Origin of the sequence: Rudaea cellulosilytica DSM 22992 (assembly GCF_000378125.1) — a bacterium.
GTDB classification, from domain to species: Bacteria; Pseudomonadota; Gammaproteobacteria; order Xanthomonadales; family Rhodanobacteraceae; genus Rudaea; species Rudaea cellulosilytica.
This window is the reverse complement of the sequence record NZ_KB899243.1, coordinates 113198-130322: the sequence shown is the minus strand read 5'-3', so window position 1 is coordinate 130322 and position 17125 is coordinate 113198. Positions and strand designations below refer to the sequence as shown.

General features: G+C 61.4%; 18 protein-coding genes and 1 pseudogene. 6 read left to right on the top strand and 13 right to left on the bottom strand.

What is annotated here, in order from left to right:
* Positions 1–48: 48 nt before the first annotated feature.
* Positions 49–213, top strand: a complete 165-nt coding sequence (locus F455_RS23265) for a LiaI-LiaF-like domain-containing protein (protein WP_018974141.1) — start codon at positions 49–51, stop codon at positions 211–213.
* An 83-nt stretch (positions 214–296) separates the two neighbouring features.
* Positions 297–1370, top strand: coding sequence for a tRNA preQ1(34) S-adenosylmethionine ribosyltransferase-isomerase QueA (queA, locus tag F455_RS0115040; protein WP_018974140.1), 1074 nt, complete (start codon positions 297–299; stop codon positions 1368–1370).
* Positions 1371–1442: 72 nt separating this feature from the next.
* Here queA and F455_RS0115035 read toward each other — a convergent pair whose 3' ends face one another.
* The 9 genes from F455_RS0115035 to F455_RS23045 all read right to left on the bottom strand — a co-directional run bounded on the left by F455_RS0115035 (position 1443) and on the right by F455_RS23045 (position 7566).
* Positions 1443–1742, bottom strand: a complete 300-nt coding sequence (locus tag F455_RS0115035) for a hypothetical protein (protein ID WP_157578917.1) — start codon at positions 1740–1742, stop codon at positions 1443–1445.
* Positions 1743–1787: 45 nt separating this feature from the next.
* Positions 1788–2177 carry a DUF1801 domain-containing protein gene (locus tag F455_RS0115030; protein WP_211212334.1) on the bottom strand — a complete coding sequence of 130 codons (390 nt, stop codon included), beginning with the start codon at positions 2175–2177 and terminating at the stop codon, positions 1788–1790.
* 106 nt (positions 2178–2283) lie between these two features.
* Positions 2284–2709: an LIC_13387 family protein gene (locus F455_RS0115025; RefSeq protein WP_018974137.1), complete on the bottom strand. Its 426-nt coding sequence runs from the start codon at positions 2707–2709 to the stop codon at positions 2284–2286.
* A 134-nt stretch (positions 2710–2843) separates the two neighbouring features.
* Positions 2844–3143 (bottom strand): hypothetical protein, encoded by a 300-nt coding sequence (locus F455_RS0115020; protein WP_157578915.1) that lies wholly within the window; start codon positions 3141–3143, stop codon positions 2844–2846.
* 145 nt (positions 3144–3288) lie between these two features.
* Positions 3289–3723 (bottom strand): NAD(+)--rifampin ADP-ribosyltransferase, encoded by a 435-nt coding sequence (gene arr / locus F455_RS0115015; protein ID WP_033410238.1) that lies wholly within the window; start codon positions 3721–3723, stop codon positions 3289–3291.
* 408 nt (positions 3724–4131) lie between these two features.
* On the bottom strand, positions 4132–4518 hold the full coding sequence (locus F455_RS0115010; RefSeq protein ID WP_018974134.1) for a RidA family protein: 387 nt from the start codon (positions 4516–4518) through the stop codon (positions 4132–4134).
* A gap of 608 nt (positions 4519–5126) precedes the next feature.
* Positions 5127–5651 (bottom strand): hypothetical protein, encoded by a 525-nt coding sequence (locus F455_RS23055; protein ID WP_157578913.1) that lies wholly within the window; start codon positions 5649–5651, stop codon positions 5127–5129.
* A 977-nt stretch (positions 5652–6628) separates the two neighbouring features.
* Positions 6629–6835: a hypothetical protein gene (locus tag F455_RS23050; protein ID WP_157578911.1), complete on the bottom strand. Its 207-nt coding sequence runs from the start codon at positions 6833–6835 to the stop codon at positions 6629–6631.
* A gap of 536 nt (positions 6836–7371) precedes the next feature.
* Positions 7372–7566 carry a hypothetical protein gene (locus F455_RS23045; RefSeq protein WP_157578909.1) on the bottom strand — a complete coding sequence of 65 codons (195 nt, stop codon included), beginning with the start codon at positions 7564–7566 and terminating at the stop codon, positions 7372–7374.
* Positions 7567–7875: 309 nt separating this feature from the next.
* On the opposite strand from F455_RS23045, the pseudogene F455_RS21615 reads away from it, so the two are divergent.
* Positions 7876–8887: pseudogene (locus F455_RS21615) on the top strand (integron integrase).
* A 51-nt stretch (positions 8888–8938) separates the two neighbouring features.
* Positions 8939–10045: a tRNA guanosine(34) transglycosylase Tgt gene (gene tgt / locus F455_RS0114985; RefSeq protein ID WP_018974129.1), complete on the top strand. Its 1107-nt coding sequence runs from the start codon at positions 8939–8941 to the stop codon at positions 10043–10045.
* On the opposite strand, the gene F455_RS23040 is transcribed toward tgt, so the two are convergent.
* The 4 genes from F455_RS23040 to yajC form a co-directional block, all read right to left on the bottom strand.
* Positions 10032–10310 carry a hypothetical protein gene (locus F455_RS23040; RefSeq protein ID WP_157578907.1) on the bottom strand — a complete coding sequence of 93 codons (279 nt, stop codon included), beginning with the start codon at positions 10308–10310 and terminating at the stop codon, positions 10032–10034. The two genes, tgt and F455_RS23040, sit on opposite strands and share 14 nt — an antisense overlap.
* A gap of 563 nt (positions 10311–10873) precedes the next feature.
* On the bottom strand, positions 10874–11842 hold the full coding sequence (gene secF / locus F455_RS0114980) for a protein translocase subunit SecF (RefSeq protein WP_018974128.1): 969 nt from the start codon (positions 11840–11842) through the stop codon (positions 10874–10876).
* A gap of 49 nt (positions 11843–11891) precedes the next feature.
* Positions 11892–13820, bottom strand: a complete 1929-nt coding sequence (gene secD / locus F455_RS0114975; protein ID WP_018974127.1) for a protein translocase subunit SecD — start codon at positions 13818–13820, stop codon at positions 11892–11894.
* Between the two features lie 107 nt (positions 13821–13927).
* On the bottom strand, positions 13928–14260 hold the full coding sequence (gene yajC / locus F455_RS0114970) for a preprotein translocase subunit YajC (RefSeq protein ID WP_026293416.1): 333 nt from the start codon (positions 14258–14260) through the stop codon (positions 13928–13930).
* 848 nt (positions 14261–15108) lie between these two features.
* On the opposite strand from yajC, the gene F455_RS0114960 reads away from it, so the two are divergent.
* Positions 15109–16605 carry a M20 family metallopeptidase gene (locus F455_RS0114960; protein WP_026293415.1) on the top strand — a complete coding sequence of 499 codons (1497 nt, stop codon included), beginning with the start codon at positions 15109–15111 and terminating at the stop codon, positions 16603–16605.
* Entirely contained in the window at positions 16589–17047 is a 459-nt protein-coding gene (locus tag F455_RS0114955) for a GNAT family N-acetyltransferase (protein WP_018974123.1), read from the top strand. The genes F455_RS0114960 and F455_RS0114955 overlap by 17 nt, the downstream gene beginning before the upstream one ends.
* Positions 17048–17125 lie beyond the last annotated feature (78 nt).

The following is a 17125-nucleotide window of genomic DNA, read 5'->3' as shown; positions in this document are numbered from 1 at the left end:
GACAATCTTCACCGCGCGATTGCGCGCTCAGCTTCTCGAGAGTTTTCCATGTCCGCCAACAAGACCACGGGCCTGATCCTGATCGGCCTGGGTGTGTTTTTTCTGCTTGCGAATTTCAATCTGATTCCCGACGTCGGTCATCTGATCGCGAAGTGGTGGCCGCTGATCCTGATCGCGATCGGCGTGCAGCGCTGGCAGTCCGGGGCGAAATAACCGGCGGCAGATCGCGGCGTGCGGCATTGGTCGGCGCTTATCGGCGATAATCGCATCTCCCGCCACGCGCTGCGAACTGCGCCTTGAAGAAATCCGATTTCCACTACGACCTGCCGCGCGAGCTGATCGCGCAGGCGCCGCTCGCGCAGCGTTCGGCGAGCCGCTTGCTCGTCGTCGACGCCGCGGCACGCGGTTTCGCGGATCGCCGCTTCACCGATCTCGTCGACTACGTGCGCGCGGGCGACCTGCTCGTGTTCAACGACACGCGCGTGCTGCACGCGCGCCTGTACGGGCGCAAGGAAACCGGCGGTGCGGTCGAGATCCTGATCGAACGCATCACCGGTGCACACGAGGCGCTGGCCCAGCTCGGCGTGTCGAAGAAGCCGAAGCAGGGCTCGCGCATCCTGCTCGGCGACAACAGCACGATTCTCGTGCTTGGCCGCGAAGGCGAGTTTTATTCGCTGCGCTTCGAGTCGGCCGAGCCGCTGGAAAAACTGCTGCCCAAGCTCGGCCGCATGCCGCTGCCGCCGTACATCGAGCGCGAAGACAAGGTTTCGGCCATCGATGCCGACGACGAGGTGCGCTACCAGACCGTGTTCGCGCATACGCCCGGCGCGGTGGCCGCACCCACGGCCGGCTTGCACTTCGACGCGCCGCTGCTCGATGCGCTGCGCGAGAAGGGCGTCGATTTCGGCTACGTCACCCTGCATGTCGGCGCGGGCACGTTCCAGCCCATGCGCCGCGACAGCGTCGAAGACCACGTTATGCACCGTGAGTGGCTCAACGTCGGCGCCGAGCTCGTGGAGAAGATGCGGCGCACGCGCGCGCAGGGCGGGCGCGTGGTCGCGGTCGGTACCACGGTCGTGCGCGCGCTTGAATCGGCCAAGCGCGACGGCGTCGTCGAACCGTTCGCAGGCGAGACGCAGATTTTTATCTTCCCGGGCTATGCAATCACCAGCGTCGATGCGCTGGTCACCAATTTCCACTTGCCTGAGTCGACCCTGCTGATGCTCGTCTCGGCATACGCCGGGCGCAAGCTGATCCTCGAGGCGTATCGGCACGCGGTCGAGCAGCGCTATCGCTTCTTTTCCTACGGCGATGCGATGCTGATTTTTCCGAAAGCCCCTGAAGGTTCCATCGAGACGCCCGATACTTGAGCCAAGCTATCGCTGCCGCGGTGTGCTCGGCGGTGCATACGCGCATCGCAGCGATCCACGACTAGTCGGGCATTACATCCAGCTTGAGACGAAGAACAAAAGCCCTTGGCCGAAGAACGCCGCTGTTGCGCAGCCCAACACGAGCCAGTTCCATGCCACCTTGGGTTGTCGCACCGAGGCGACGCCCGCAAGCACGCTGGCAGCCAGCGGAGCCAGAAGCACGCTGCCGAGCGCAACGAGCATGATCGGACCGATGGCTGGCAGGTCCCTGATATCGAGCGATGAGAAGCGAATCGACAGAAAAGCCAACCAGATCATCGCCCAGAGCGCGAGGCAAGATATCGATGCATTTCGTAGCGACGATTTGTTCATTGCTTCGGACGAGGCCGGCGCGGGGAGCCTATGGGAAGAGTGCAGCTATCTGGTTGATGCGAGATAGCGCTGCATGTCTGCATAGGCCTCTGCCACGAGCGCGTTGACCGCCGTTGCATCCGGCTCAAGCCCGGGCCGGAACTTAACATGGCGCATGAATTTGCCGCTGCCTTCCAGCAAGTCCTTCGGATCAGCGAGTTCGGCGCCGAGAAAAAACCCGACGTCGACGTGATGGGTGAAGGCATTGACGTATGCGAACGCGGCTTCGCCGATGCATGCGGTCGGGTGGCCGTCGTGCAGCAGTTCGGTGACGTCCGGTCCGCAACCGCGCATGACATCGAACCAGCGTTGCGCGATGGCGCCCAGCGGCCCCGGATGATTCTTCATCCAGAGATCAATGGTGGGGTCGCGACGGACCGCGGTGGGAAACAGCATCAATCGTCGGCTCATTCAACGTCCTCCCGGGCGGCAACGAAGTTGCCGCTTCCTCGATGGGCCCAACGGGTTGCTACCGCTCGCGGCGGTCAGTTCGAGCGAATCTTCAGGCATTGGCCTTCCCCAGCAACCATGCCGCCCAGACCGAACAAATCGAGACGACGGCGGAAAACAGGATGGGAACAAGAAAGAAGTAAAGCCAGCCGAGAACAAGGCAAACGATCTGAAGTGCGGCAAAAGCCCAGGCAAGCGTAACTATGGTTTGGGGTTGTGTCGAAGAGATGGCGCCAAGATGCCACGCAAGGAAAGCGGAAAAAAGTATGTACGCCGATACCATCAGACCAAAGCCAGTGTAGAAGCCGGCGTATGTGTAACTACCGCCGTCCAACGTGAAGCGGACGTTGCCCATTGCGGCGAAGACGGCGAGGCCGTCTGCGGAAGGCGGCCGAAACGATAGGAAGCCGAAAGTGTGGCCCGCGGTGAACAGAACAAGAACGACGGCGACGACTCGGTACAACAGCTTTGCAGTCATGGAGAAAATCCCCCGTGGAAAGCCTGGTGCTTGGGTTTGGACGTGTTCGGTGAGTCAAAGCTGATCGCTGCGATGACCTCCATTGCCGGCGCCCATGCGCAACGACTGAACCGGTTTGGGAGTCCCCGCTAGTGTCACGGGCCGTTTGCCTGCATAGTTTCCAGCGCCTCTTGGCACTGTGCCGCGGTGGCATAGACCATGAGCTCAGTCTGCGCGTTGACTTTGCACGCGTGGGAATGCAGCTGAAGCCCGAAAGCATTGCTGCTTTCGGTGCATGTTTTCACTTGCGAGAAGTCCTTTTCGGTCAGTTTCTTGCAGCGACTATCCGCCTTGAGCCAATTGAAGCCGTAACTGCCCGGTTTCGGCATTTGATCTGCGCCGGCCGCGCCGGACGCCGCAAGCAGGATCATGCACAGACCTGATTTCGAGATCATCGGAAGCTACCTTGCGAGTTATAACGCTTGAGCATGGCGATGCTTTGGCTAGGGTATCCGAAGCTCAAGGACGACGCCACGAAGCGGCGTCGGCTCGAGCGAATAGCTAGTTGTTTTCGACAGGGTGAATGTCCGTTGCCTCCCCTCAATTGATGATTACACCCATGCCCGCTTTGACGCGATCTCTCAATTGTTGGATGAATTCCGGGTCGTAGGATTCCCAGCGTTCAATTTCCCCAATGATTTTCAAAGGGGACTCGCTTCTGTATGACCGGGTTGGATTGCCTCGGAATTTTTTGTTGGTGACGTTGGGGTCATCTTCAAATGTTCCCATTGGCATGACGACATAGACTCGCGGCCTACCATCGCCCTTCGCTATTTCCGCAGCAAGGCCGGCTCCCTTTGGCAAGGTTGTGAAGTAGATGTGATTCATCACGACACTATCGTCGTAGTTGGATCTGAAGCCTGCCGTCAGCAGCTCGCCCACCGACAGGTTTGCTTTTGTTCCGTGGTAGAACGGACCAACTACCAAGTCGCAATTTTCAGGTGACACCGGAATCCAATCATCATCATGATGCATCGCCTTTGTTGCCTCATGCAGGCTGTCCTATCGACAGGGCCGCGATTCTAGTTCTCGCCTTGAGCCTTGCCGCAAGCCCCTGGGGATGATATAAATTCATAGTGGGAGGCGCAGCGCGCCTCCTTTTCTGTTTTCGGACTACGGCATTTTTCTCGATCGGTGCCGCCTCGCCGAATCACTCACACTGAAGCGAGGTCGTAACGGCGATTGGGAAGCCGATACGGTCATGGGTGCCGGCTCTTCGCACTGCTGACGATGGTCGCCAGATTGCAAGACACCTCAATGACAGGCCACGTAAGCGGCACAACTTCAAAACGCCGAGGGAAGTGTTCGCTCGGTCCCGCTAGGTGTTGCACTTAGAAGTTGAATCCAGACGACGGACTGCGAAGTTTTTTTTGGCACGGAAGGCTACGCCGCAGCAACTGCCTCGATTTCGAGCTTCCACTTGGACTCAAGAAGCTGGCAGCACACAACTGTGGACGAGACACGATGCGTTCCCAGTTGTTTGGCACGCATTTGTGCGTTGGCCTCATCGTGCTTTGGGTCGGCTAAGTAGGTGCGCAACGATACAAGATTGGTCACGGTCATTCCGGCTGAGGCCAAGATCGAGCGGATGTGAGCCCAAATGATCTCAGCCTGGCTTTCGAACGAGTCAGGCATTGTGACACCGTCCTGCTCGAATCCATTGAGTCCGCTGATGAACAGCAGCCGGGAACCAGCCGGAACTTCAAGGGCGTGTACGTAGCCCCGATAGGGCGGAAAGACGCTGGATGGGTTGTGGACTACAGAGACCATTCGAAAATACCGAAAGTATGTGACGGTGGTGGTGCCGACGCCTAACGCCTAAGCTAAGCGGCCGTGCGGCCGATGACCCATGGTACGCGCGAGCAAGTTCGCCCGCACGGTCCGCTTGAGCGCCTAGTTAGGCGCTTCGCGGGAAACGCCCGGGAGAAAGCCTGCACAACTAAGGATGGCCCGAGGATTGAACCAAGCCTCCTCGATGCTGGCCCGACGCCTGGGGATTGTGTAGCTCCCCGGACCTACGAAGTACCTATGGCCGGAGATCTCGACGATTTCGTGGACGTCACTCTTGTCGCTAACGCAGCCCACGATAGGTACTGTGCTACCAGAACGAATCACCGCGTCTGGGCGGTCTTGATAAGACCAATTGTCCGCACTGTACGCTGAAACATCTTGTTGCGCGGATAGATAGACCATCTCTTGACACAGCGAAAAAGCGGCGACGCCTGCGAAAGCCAAGCATGTGAAAGAAACGATGATAGTGCTACGAGTCTTCACTGCTGAAGCCTAACGCTTGAGGTAAGTGGCCGCTGCCACAATGAGCGTCAGATTACCGTGGCACGTCGCAGTGGTCCACTTGACCGAATAGTTAGCTATCGATCTCACAGGCCTCGTTTCTTACGCTCTTCAAGGATTTGAGCCTTATTTGCTACCACCTCCTCTTTAAGCTTCTCTAACCCCAAACGAGCGTCTTGCCACTGCTTGGCATAGGTGGCCTTGGATGTGAATTTGTTGTCGTTGGTGGCGTCCCAAGCTAGAGCGCGCCCCATTTGCTTTGCCCATGAGTCAGGGTCGGCGCCGGCCCACCCGTTGACTACAGAACCGACCTCTTCATGCAAAGAACTGAAGAGAGCAGGGGCGCCACTAGGATCGAGAGTGGGGTTTGCTGCAAGGTAGAACCGGTAGCGAATTTCACCAACGTAGAACCAGAAAACGGCGTCTTCTTTGGCACCTTCGTGGAAAAGCCTCGCAGCATAAACATAGTAGTTTGATGGATCGGAAGACGAGAGCTGCTGCTCAACTGCTGAGCGAGGAAGCTTTGCTGTGTCTTCTGATTGAAGCGGCGCACAGCCTTGTATAGCGATAAGTGCAGAGAAGAGAAGACCGAATGGGAGTATGCCGCGCACGTGTCGCTCCAACGGTAGCTAACGCTTGAGGTGAGTGGCCGCTGCCACAGTGGGCGTCAGATTACCGCGGCCCATCGCAGCGGTCCACTTGACCGAATAGTTAGGCGCCGCTGCCTCGCCAAGAGCCATGCTCTTGGGCGACTACATGCCCACCCTTAGTAACTCTGAGATCGCCGTCGGGGTAGACAAAATACGTATAAGCGCCGCTGGGGAATTGATAGCAAGTGAAATGGCACGGCGTGGCGTTGTCTTTGCACAAGGCCATTACCGACTTGCCTTCGAGGCGGATGGAAGCGCCGGTTGTCTTGTTCTTTCCGAGATAGCTCGCCGTACAATCGCCTACGCTGAACTCCGGACAAGTCTCCGAAAGTTCAATGACATAGTGTTCTGTTTCAAGCACAGAGCCTGGAAGTTGCCCGCCCGCCGAAAGCAGGAAGACAGCAAACGCTGGAAGACCTGGAAACATAGAAGTAGGCGCCTAACGCTTGAGGTAAGTGGCCGCTGCCACAGTGAGGGTCAGGTTACCGCGGCACGCCGCAGCGGTCCACTTGACCGAATAGTTAGGGCGCACTCGACACAGGGTGCCTTGCACGCAACCAAATGCCTTTGGCAACCTGGTAGCAAGAACCGCAAATAAGCTTGATATCTACCGCCTTCATAAGCTCATCGTTCCAATCTCCGCCCGCGGCAACACGGGCTGCTTCGCACTCTGTGCACCACGCATCCGGGAAGGGACTGTTAGATTCAGCGGGCCAATGGAACCCGATCGCTTGATTGGTATCGAGCGTTTCAAGGATGTGCTGACAGACGAATGCCTGGGGTTGTGGGCCGTGAGTCTTGCAACGAACCGTGAGTATTTCTTCGGCCTTCACGTGCGCCCTAACGTTTGAGGTAAGTGGCCGCTGCCACAGCGGGCGTCAGGTTACCGTGGCACGTCGCAGCGGTCCACTTGACTGAATAGTTAGGTGCCACCTGCGTTAGCGACCGAGGCGCGAAGGGTTTGCAAGTACTGAAGAAGCTGTAAGGTTTGCTTGTGCCTCGGTGAACTGAGCTCGACGGAGTACGGAGACAATTACCTCAAGCTTTCCAGACTTTACCGCCTCATCAAAAGCCGCAAAGAGATTGAAATGCGAGAGGCGCTCGTTGACCGTCATGCCTTCAATGCCATCGTAGTCAGCGAGCATTTTTGTGGCACCTAACGCTTGAGGTGAGTGGCCGCTGCCACAGTGGGCGTCAGATTACCGTGGCCCGTCGCAGCGGTCCACTTGACCGAATAGTTAGGCCTCACGCGGGCTGCCAGTTAGCAAGCTGGCTGAGCAAGAGATGCCCGACGGCTACGAGGACCAGCGAGTGATGAAGACGCTATCGCTGTGCGCCGAGAGCGAGTGAACTGTAGCACCCAGGACACGATGAAAGAGTGGGCCTGTACCCGTACCGGTGAGACGAATGAACATTTGGCCCTCGTCAAATTCCGGTTGAACCGAGATACGCTCGGATGGCGATTGAAGCTCTACTGTGTACCCTTCGCCAGCAAGAAACTCTGGCCAAGCGCGCAGCTCTGATGCCAGATCGGTGGGAAGCGAGAAGTACGAATCGATGCGGATGTCTCGATCGGACATGCTTTGTGAGGCCTAACGCTTGAGGTAAGTGGCCGCTGCCACAGTGAGCGTCAGATTACAGCGCGACATCGCGGCGGTCCACTTGACCGAATAGTTAGGCGCTAGCGGCGCACCGACCTAGCAGCATTGAGCAATTCATTGGCGCAAAGCATGGTGAGCTCTTCGCCACCCTGCGCGATGCGGCCCTGAACGTATGAGATTCCGGCTGCGTTGCCGAATTGAGCCGCGAGCTCGTTGCGTCGAGCTTGCACCTCGGATTGATGCTTATCAAGATCAAACCCTTCAGCGCGAGCCATGGAGTTTGGGAGGTAGTGCTCGATACACAACCTGATAGCGCGAGAATACATGGGCTCGTATTGCTTCGTGCCGCCAGAATTTGCGCACGCCCCGATACCGCATATAACCATTGCTAGGGAAGCAATTCGCATTGGACCGCCGGCGCCTAACTACAAATAGACCCCACATCCGGGGCGTTGCACGGGATGTTCAGCCGGCTTCGATTGCACGTCAAGCGAAATTCTTACACTACAGCAAGCAGTTACCCGATATCCGCCGCGACAATCCGCGGCCAAGCTTCGTTGCAATCATCGCGAAGCGAGGGCGTAATGGATTATCAGGCCGGAAGCGGGGGCGTAACAGCGGTGCCGGCTGGGTCGCAGGCTCCGCGCCTGTTGGACGAAGTTCGGCGCAAGTTACGCGTCAAACATTACAGCCTGCGCACGGAGCAGGCGTATGTGGGATGGATACGGCGGTTCATCCTCGCCAATGGCAAACGGCATCCGCGCGAATTGGGTGCGGATGAGGTCGAGGCGTTTTTGAGCGGCCTGGCGACCGACGGCGAAGTTGCTGCAGCGACGCAGAATCAGGCGCTTTCCGCGTTGCTGTATCTATATCGAGAGGTACTCAGGCTCAAGTTGCCTTGGCTGGACCGAGTCGTGCGCGCGAAGCGACCGCGTCGTGTGCCGACGGTGCTGGCACGCGAGGAGGCGGCGTGCTTGCTCGCGGCGATGGATGGTCGGCCGTGGCTGATTGCCAGCCTGCTCTATGGCACGGGCATGCGGCTGATGGAAGGCCTGCGCCTGCCGCGTGAAGGATGTCGACTTCGCGCGCAACGAGATCGTCGTGCGCGATGGCAAGGGCGGCAAGGACCGGCACACGATGCTGCCGCGTTCGCTGGTCGAGCCGCTGCAGCGCGAGGTCGAGCGCGCGCGCGTCCTGCTTGCGCAGGATCTCGCCGCGGGCACCGCTGCAGTCTGGCTGCCGCATGCGCTCGCACGAAAGTATCCGCGCGCGCATCTCGAGCGGGGTTGGCGCTGGCTGTTTCCGGCCGCGCAATTGTCGCGCGATCCGCGCAGCGGCGCGGTGCGCAGGCACCACCTGGACGATGCGGTGTTCTCGCGCGCGTTGAAGGCGGCATGCGCCAAGGCGGGTATCGTCAAACCGGTCAGCGCGCACACGCTGCGGCATTCGTTTGCCACGCATCTGATCGAATCGGGTTACGACATCCGCACGGTGCAGGAGTTGCTCGGCCACAAGGACGTGGCGACGACGCAGATCTACACCCACGTTCTCAATCGCGGCGGTCTCGGCGTGCGTAGCCCGCTGGACGCGCGGTAGGCGTCGCGAGCGCGTAAAATCCGCGGCCTGAATTGGATCCGAGGAAACGCAATGCGGTTTGAACTTCTCGCCGGCGACGGCGCGGCGCGGTGCGGTCGGCTGGGCTTCGCCCGCGGCACGATCGAAACGCCGGCGTTCATGCCGGTGGGCACCTACGGCTCGGTCAAGGGCATGACGCCGCGATCGATCCTCGACATCGGTGCGGAGATCATCCTCGGCAACACGTTTCATCTGTTCCTGCGCCCGGGTCTCGACGTGATCGGCGAGTTCGGCGGGCTGCACAAGTTCATCGGCTGGAGCAAGCCGATCCTGACCGATTCTGGCGGCTTCCAGGTGTTCTCGCTCGCCGAGCGACGCAAGATCACGGAGGAGGGCGTGCGCTTCGCCTCGCCGGTCGACGGCTCGCAGGTGTTCCTCTCACCCGAGGAGTCGATGCGCATCCAGCGCGTGCTCGATTCCGACATCGCGATGATCTTCGACGAATGCACGCCGTATCCGGCGACGGAAAAGCAGGCGCGCGATTCGATGGAGTTGTCGTTGCGCTGGGCTGCGCGTTCTCGACGCGCGTTCGATGATCTGAAGAATCCGAACTCGCTGTTCGGCATCGTCCAGGGCGGCACCTATCCGGGGCTGCGCAAGGTATCGGCCGAGGGTCTGCTGCAGATCGGCTTCGACGGCTATGCGGTCGGCGGTCTCGCGGTTGGCGAACCGGAAAGGGAGCGCAACCGCACGCTCGAAGAAACTGTGCCGCTGCTGCCGGCGGATCGGCCGCGCTATCTGATGGGCGTCGGCCGCCCCGAGGACATCGTCGAGGCGGTCGTGCGCGGGATCGATATGTTCGACTGCGTGATGCCGACGCGCAACGCGCGCAACGCGCACATCTTCACGCGCACCGGTGTGCTGCGCATCCGCAATTCGCAATATGAGCGCGACACGCGTCCACTCGACGAGGCCTGCGCCTGCTACACCTGCGCAAACGGGTTTTCGCGCGCCTATCTGCGCCATCTCGACAAATGCGGCGAGATGCTCGGGCCCATGCTGGCGACGATCCACAATCTGCATTACTACCAGGATCTGATGCGCGGGTTGCGCGAGGCGATCGCCGCGCGGCGGCTTGGGGATTTTGTTGCGGAGTTTTACTTACTCAGGCGTAAGTAAGACGCAATGCTTCGCGTCTGCGCTGCTCGTCATTCCAGCGCAAGCTGGAATCCAGCTTTTCTCTTTGGCTTTTAAGAGCCAAAGCTTCCACTCGCCCTGCGGGCGAGCGGGTGACTTTCTCTTGCTCGCCCAAGAGAAAGTCACCAAAGAGAATGCGCCCCAGAGCATTGCGCCCTTTGGGCATCCCGCCCAAAGGGTCCGCGTCAGCGGCCGGGTTCGGCTGACTGCACATCCGTGTGCAGGCAGCCGAATGAGCGCGATCCATCGCGCTCACCCTGCGGGCTTTTCCGACCGCTGCCGCCGCAATGCAATGGGGACCCGGAAAAGCCAAGGCAGCGCGCTCCTGCGCGCAGAAGCAAGGGCAGGAGCAAAGCAAAAGCACTGCACGCCGTTGCTCTTGACCTGGCCTTCGATTTTCCTCCCCCTTCACCGCACCGAGCATCGCAGGCGACGGCGGGGGAAAGGCGCGCATGTCCGAGCGCAGGGATGCGCGAGTTCGCGCCGGCCCGCGGGCGCCGAGAAGCGCAGGGCACCACGCGCGCGCAGCGCGCGTGGTGCGGTGTCGGGGGCGGCGTCTTTTTGGTTACTTTTTCTTCGCTGGAGAAGAAAAAGTGACCCGCGCGCGGGATGCGCGTGGAAAGGGGAAGGGACGCGCCTTGGACACGCGGATGCGATGCTTTGTATGGCATCCATGCAGACTGGATTACATGCCGCTCTCTCGGCATGCCTTCGGGCTATTCGCTGAGGCACCCGCTTTCGCAGTCCAGCTTGCGCTGGAATGACGAGCACAGCGGCAGGGCACGATGAATCGCGCCCTAGGCGAGAATCTCAGGGGCGACGCGCGAGCTCGGAATTGTCGCGCGCGACCGGCATCAGGTCCTTCTTCGACACGCCGAGCCAATACAGGATCGGGTTGGCGAAGAAGATCGACGACAGCGTGCCGACTACGATGCCGATGACCATGGTCAGAGCAAAGCCGTGCACTGCGGAGCCGCCGAACAGGTACAGCGCGATCATCGTGATCGCGGTGAACAGCGCGGTGATGATCGTACGCGACAGGGTCGAGTTGATCGCCTTGTTGAGAATCTCGACCGGCTCGGCGCGGCGCGCGGAGCGGAACAGTTCGCGCACGCGGTCGAACACGACGACCTTGTCGTTGATCGAGTAGCCGACCACGGCGAGCACCGAGGCGAGCACGTTGACGTCGAACTCGCGGTGGGTCAGCGCGTAGAAGCCGAGCACGATGATCGTGTCGTGAAATTCGCTGGCGATCGCGGCGATGGCGAAGCGCCATTCGAAGCGGATGCCGATGTAGATCATGATGCCGATGATGACGAAGATGACGGCGACGATGCCATCGCTCTTGAGCTCTTCGCCGACCGAGGCGCTGACGAAGCTCGCGCTCTTCTTGGTCACGTCGGCGTCCTTTGCCTTGAGCGTGGCGATGACATTGTCGGCGATCTGGTTCATCTTCTTCAGATCGTCACCCGCCTCACCTTTGGCGGCGCCGGCTTCGCCCAGTTGCAGGCGGATGGCAACGTCGTTCGTGCCGAGATACGGGGTGACCTGCGCGTTGTGGAAACCGGCCGCTTCTAGCGTGTCGCGGATCGCATTGGCCTCGGGCGGAGCCGGGTATGCCGCCTCGACGAGCACGCCGCCAGTGAAATCGAGCGCGTAGTTGAGGCCGCGCGTGGCGAGCGCGCCGAGCGAGATGAGCAGGAGGACGATCGAGACGCCGATGCTGATGGTGCGCAGGCGCAGGAAGTCGATCTTGCTGTCGTGGTTGAAAATTTCCATTTGTGTACTCTTCTGTCTTTTCCTTCTCCCACACGGGGAGAGGAAAACATCAAACCGAAAGGGCCTTCACTTTGCGCCGACCGTGGACCAGATTCACGATCGCATGCGTCAGCGTGACCGAGGTGAACATCGAGGTGAGGATGCCGATGAGCAGGGTCACACCGAAGCCTTTGATCGGACCCGAGCCGAAGAACAGCAGGGCGACCGCGGCGAGCAGATGGGTGACGTTGGCGTCGAGAATCGTCGCCCAGGCCTTCTCGTAGCCGGCCTTGATCGCGGCGAGCGGGGTGGCGCCGTTGCGCTGTTCCTCGCGGATGCGCTCGCAGATCAGCACGTTGGCGTCGATTGCCATGCCGAGGGTGAGCACGATGCCGGCGATGCCGGGCATAGTCAGCGTGGCCTGGAACAGCGAGAGCACGGCGACGAGCAGGACGAGATTGAACACCAGCGCGACGTCGGCGATCAGGCCGAACAGCTTGTAGTAGATCGCCGCGGCGATCAGCACGGCGAGCAGGCCGAGGAGGACGGCCTTGAAGCCCTTGTCGATGTTTTCCTGGCCGAGGCTGGCGCCGATGACGCGCTCCTCGACGATGTCGACCGGCGCGGCGAGCGAGCCGGCGCGCAGCAGCAGGGCGAGGTCGCTCGCTTCCTTCTGGCCCAGGCCCGTGGTCTGGAAGCGCGAGCCGAACACGCCCTGGATCGTCGCTGCGTTGATGACCTCTTGCGTTTCCTTGAACGTGCGCACTTCCTTGCCGTCGACGATCTGTGTCTGCGGCACGCGTTCGATGTAGACCACGCCCATGCGCTTGCCGACGGCCTGCTGGGTGAACTCGAGCATCTTCGCGCCGCCCTTGGCGTTGAGCTGGATCGACACCGCCGGCGTACCGGTCTGCGGGTCGGGAATCGCGGTCGCGTTGACCAGATCGTTGCCGCCGGCGATGACTTTCTTCGACAGGATGATCGGCTCAGGCTTGCCGTCCGGGCCGATGCGCTGCATGTAGTACAGGCGCGATTCGGGCGGCACGTTGCCGGTCTTGGCGATTTCGTACGCTCCCGGATTGCCGAGGTTGGCCGCGCCGGTCGCGTTCTCGTCGACCGCGCGCCATTCCAGCGTGGCTTGCGCGCCAAGGATCTTCTTCGCCTCGGCCGTGTCGTGCACGCCGGCGAGTTCGACGACGATGCGGTTCGCGCCCTGCTGCTGGATCAGCGGCTCGGACACGCCGAGCTGGTTGACGCGGTTGCGCAGCGTGGTCAGGTTGCTCGAGATCGTGCTGCGCGAGGCGGCGAGCGCGGTCGATTCGCGAACCTTCGCGATCAGAGGGAAGCTGTCGGCGGTGGCCGCGCCATCGGTCAACTCCAGCGGCGGCTGGTCGCCGAGCTTCTCGGGCTGGTTGACCTGCTTGGCGATCACGTTGCCGGCGGCCTTGCGGTCTTCGTCGCTCTTGAACGTGGCGACGATGCCGTTCGCGCTCGAATTGATCGTCTCGTAGCGGATCTTCGCGTCGCGCAGCGCACCGGCGATGTCGTCGCGATAGCGCTGCTGCATCTTGTCGAGCGCGGCCTTCTGGTCGACTTCGAGCAGGAAGTGCACGCCGCCCTGCAGGTCGAGGCCGAGCGGCATCGAGTTGGCGCCGATCGCGCGCAGCCAGCCCGGCACGGTCGAGGCCATGTTCAGCGCGACGTTGTACTGGTCGCCGAGGGCCTTGCTGATCGCGGCCTGCGCCTTGTTCTGCGTATCCGAATCGTTAAATTCCGCGAGCAGGGTGTCCTTGTTCAATTCAAGGCTCTTGAACGCGAGTTTGTCTTTTTCCAGCGCGCCCTGGACCTTTTCCTTGAGCGCCTGGTCGACGGTACCCGTGCGATTGGCGGACACCTGCACCGCGGGTTGCGGGAAGAAGGCGTTGGGCAGGGCATAGATCGCGCCGAGGATCAGCACGACCGCGATCAGGGCGTAACGCCATTTGGCAAAATCGTTCATCGATATCGCTCATGCGCCGGATTCGGGGCGCAACGGTTGTTGTTTTAATTCACCGCGCGGGCCGCAGCTCGACGCGATTCACGGGGTCTGGAACGGATGCGGCCGGCTCAGGACGATTTCAACGTGCCTTTCGGCAGGACCATCGATACGGCCTGCTTCTGCACCTTGATCGTGACGTTCGGCGCGATTTCGACGCTGAGGAAGGTATCGCCCACGTCGGTGACGCGGCCGGCGATGCCGCCATTGGTGACGACTTCGTCGCCCTTGGCTAGCGCCTCGACCATCGTGCGCTGCTCCTTGGCGCGCTTCATCTGCGGACGCAGCATGAAGAAGTACATCGCCACGAAGACCGCGCCGAACATGATCAGGCTCGGCCACGGACTCGGCTGTCCCGCGGCGCCCGCCGCTTGCGCGTAGGCGCTGGAAATGAAGAAATCCATCATTTGACCCTTGTTGGAGGCCGCGCCGGGAAAGCTGGCGGCCGGAGTTGGCCCCAAATTATGGCATGGGATGGGGGGATGTGCATCCCGGACGGTTTGGCGCTTGTTCTGCGCCTCGACACGTTCTCGCTTGAGATTCCCTCGCGCCCCCGGCGGGAATCCAATTGTGCTCCGTCTTTAGGTTCTTTCTGACCGCGTCCATTCGGTTTTCCGCGCGCGTCCGGCGCGCGGGTCACTTTTCTTTGCTTGCCCAAAGAAAAGTAACCAAAAGAAATGCACCCGGATGCCGCGCCGCCCGCGGCGGTGCGCGAGGGTGTGCCGGGGTTCGTTGACTGAACGTCCTTGTCCAGACAACGAACTCGGCGCGATCCATCGCGCCGCCCCTGCGGGCGTTTCCGTCACACCCTCGCCGCGGCAAACGGGCACCCGAAGATCAAGTGCAGAGCAACATCAACAGCAAGCCAGGAGCGCAGGATGCGCGCTGCTTCGGCTTTTCCGGATCCCCATTGCATTGCGGCGGCAGCGGTCGAAAAGGCCCGAAGGGTGCGCGCGAGGACCGCGCGCATTCCGCTATTGCACACGGACGTGCAATTAGCGGAACCCGGCCGCTGACGCGGACCGTTCGCGCAGGATGCGCGAAAGGCGCAATGCTCTGGGGGGCATTTCTTTGCTTACTTTCTTTGTGCAAGCAAAGAAAGTAAGACGCTCGCCCGCAGGGCGAGTGGAAGCCCTTGCTTTTCAGAAAGCAATTAAAGAGCGTGACCAAGCAAAGCAGAGCAAGCGGCCCTCGTCAGCACGGAGTGAGGGGGACTAAAATCGCAACCTTGAAATTTGCCAAGGTGATTGCGATGGATGCCAACCTGACCCGCTCCGATGTTTCCGCGCGCTGGGACGAGGAGATCGTTCCGCAGCTCGTCGAATACATCAAGATTCCGAACAAGTCGCCGATGTTCGACAAGGACTGGGCGGCGCACGGGTTCATGGATCAGGCGGTCGCGCAGCTCTCGGGTTGGGCCAAGACCAAGGCGATCGAGGGCATGACGGTTGAAGTGGTGCGACTCGAAGGCCGCACGCCACTGATCTTTATCGACATCCCGGCATCGAAAGATGCGAAAAGCGGCGACGATTGCGTACTGCTCTACGGCCATCTCGACAAGCAGCCCGAGATGACCGGCTGGGCCGAACATCTCGGTCCATGGAAGCCGGTGATCGAGGGCGACAAGCTCTACGGCCGAGGTGGCGCCGATGACGGCTACGCGATCTTCGGTTCGCTCGCCGCGATCCTCGCGCTGAAGGCGCAGAAGACGCCGCACGCGCGCTGCGTCGTGCTGATCGAAGCCTGCGAGGAATCGGGCAGCTACGACCTGCCGTACTACGTCGACCATCTCGCCGCGCGCATCGGCAAGCCCTCGCTGATCGTCTGCCTCGATTCGGGTTGCGGCAATTACGACCAACTCTGGCTGACGACTTCGCTGCGCGGCCTGACCGGCGGCAATCTCACCGTGCGCGTGCTCGAAGAGGGTGTGCACTCGGGCGACGCTTCGGGTGTGGTCGCGTCGAGCTTCCGCATCCTGCGCAAGATCCTCTCGCGACTCGAGGATCAGGACACCGGCAAGATCGTGCCGCGAGAATTCCAGGTCGAGATTCCCGCGCAGCGCATCGAGCAGGCGAAGCAGGCGGCCAAGGTGCTCGGCGATGCGGTCTATTCGAAGTTCCCGTGGGTCGAAGGCATGCAGCCGATCAGCCGCGACGACGCCGAGCTCGTGCTCAACCGCACCTGGCGGCCGGCGCTCGCGATTACCGGCGTCGGCGGCATTCCCGCACTCGACTCTGCCGGCAACGTGCTGCGGCCGTTTACCGCGGTCAAGCTCAGCCTGCGCGTGCCGCCGACGCTCGATGCGGTCAAGGCCGGCGCCGAATTGAAGGCACTGCTGGAAAAAGATCCGCCGTACGGGGCCAAGGTCACGTTCGATCTCGAAAAGGCCGGCAGCGGCTGGAACGCCCCCGCACTCGCGCCGTGGCTGGAGCAATCCGTCGATGCCGCGTCAAAGGAATTCTTCGGGCCGCCGCCGGCGTACATGGGCGAGGGCGGCTCGATCCCGTTCATGGGCATGCTCGGCGAGAAATTCCCCGGCGCGCAATTCCTCATCACCGGCGTGCTCGGTCCGCACTCGAACGCGCACGGACCGAACGAGTTCATCCACATCCCGACCGGCAAGCGCGTGTCGATGTGCGTGGCCAAGGTGATCGCCGACCACTACGTGGCCAGTGTCGCCGGTCTGACGCGCGGTGTCGCGGCGACGCATGCGCATACGGTCAAGGGCGGCGATGGCTGCTGCGACTGAAGCGCGCATCGTCGTTCGCACCGCGGACGATCGTGATGTGGAATCGATCGCGGCGCTGTCGGGGCAGCTCGGCTATCCGACGGCACCGGTCGAGATGCGCGAGCGCTACGCGCGTGTGCGTGCCGCGAGCGCTGGTGAAATCTTCGTCGCGGCGCTTGAGGCCGAAGGCCGCGTCGTCGGCTGGACCCATGTCGTGCCGTGCCTGCAGCTCGAAGACGCACCCTATGCCGAGCTGGCTGGGCTCGTCGTCGACGAGTCCGCGCGTGGTATCGGCGTCGGCAAGGCCTTGCTCGCGGCCGCGGAACAATGGGCGCGGATGCACGGCTTCGCGTTGATGCGCGTGCGCAGCAACGTGGTGCGCGAGCGCGCGCACCGCTTCTACGAACGTGAAGGCTATGCGCGGGTCAAGACGCAGGCTGTGTTCCGCAAGGCGTTGATGTAAGAGGAAAACTCGCGCTTGTCTGAAGCGAGTCGCGCGGTCCGGCCGCGGACATGTCCACTTGCTGAACGCACATCGGTC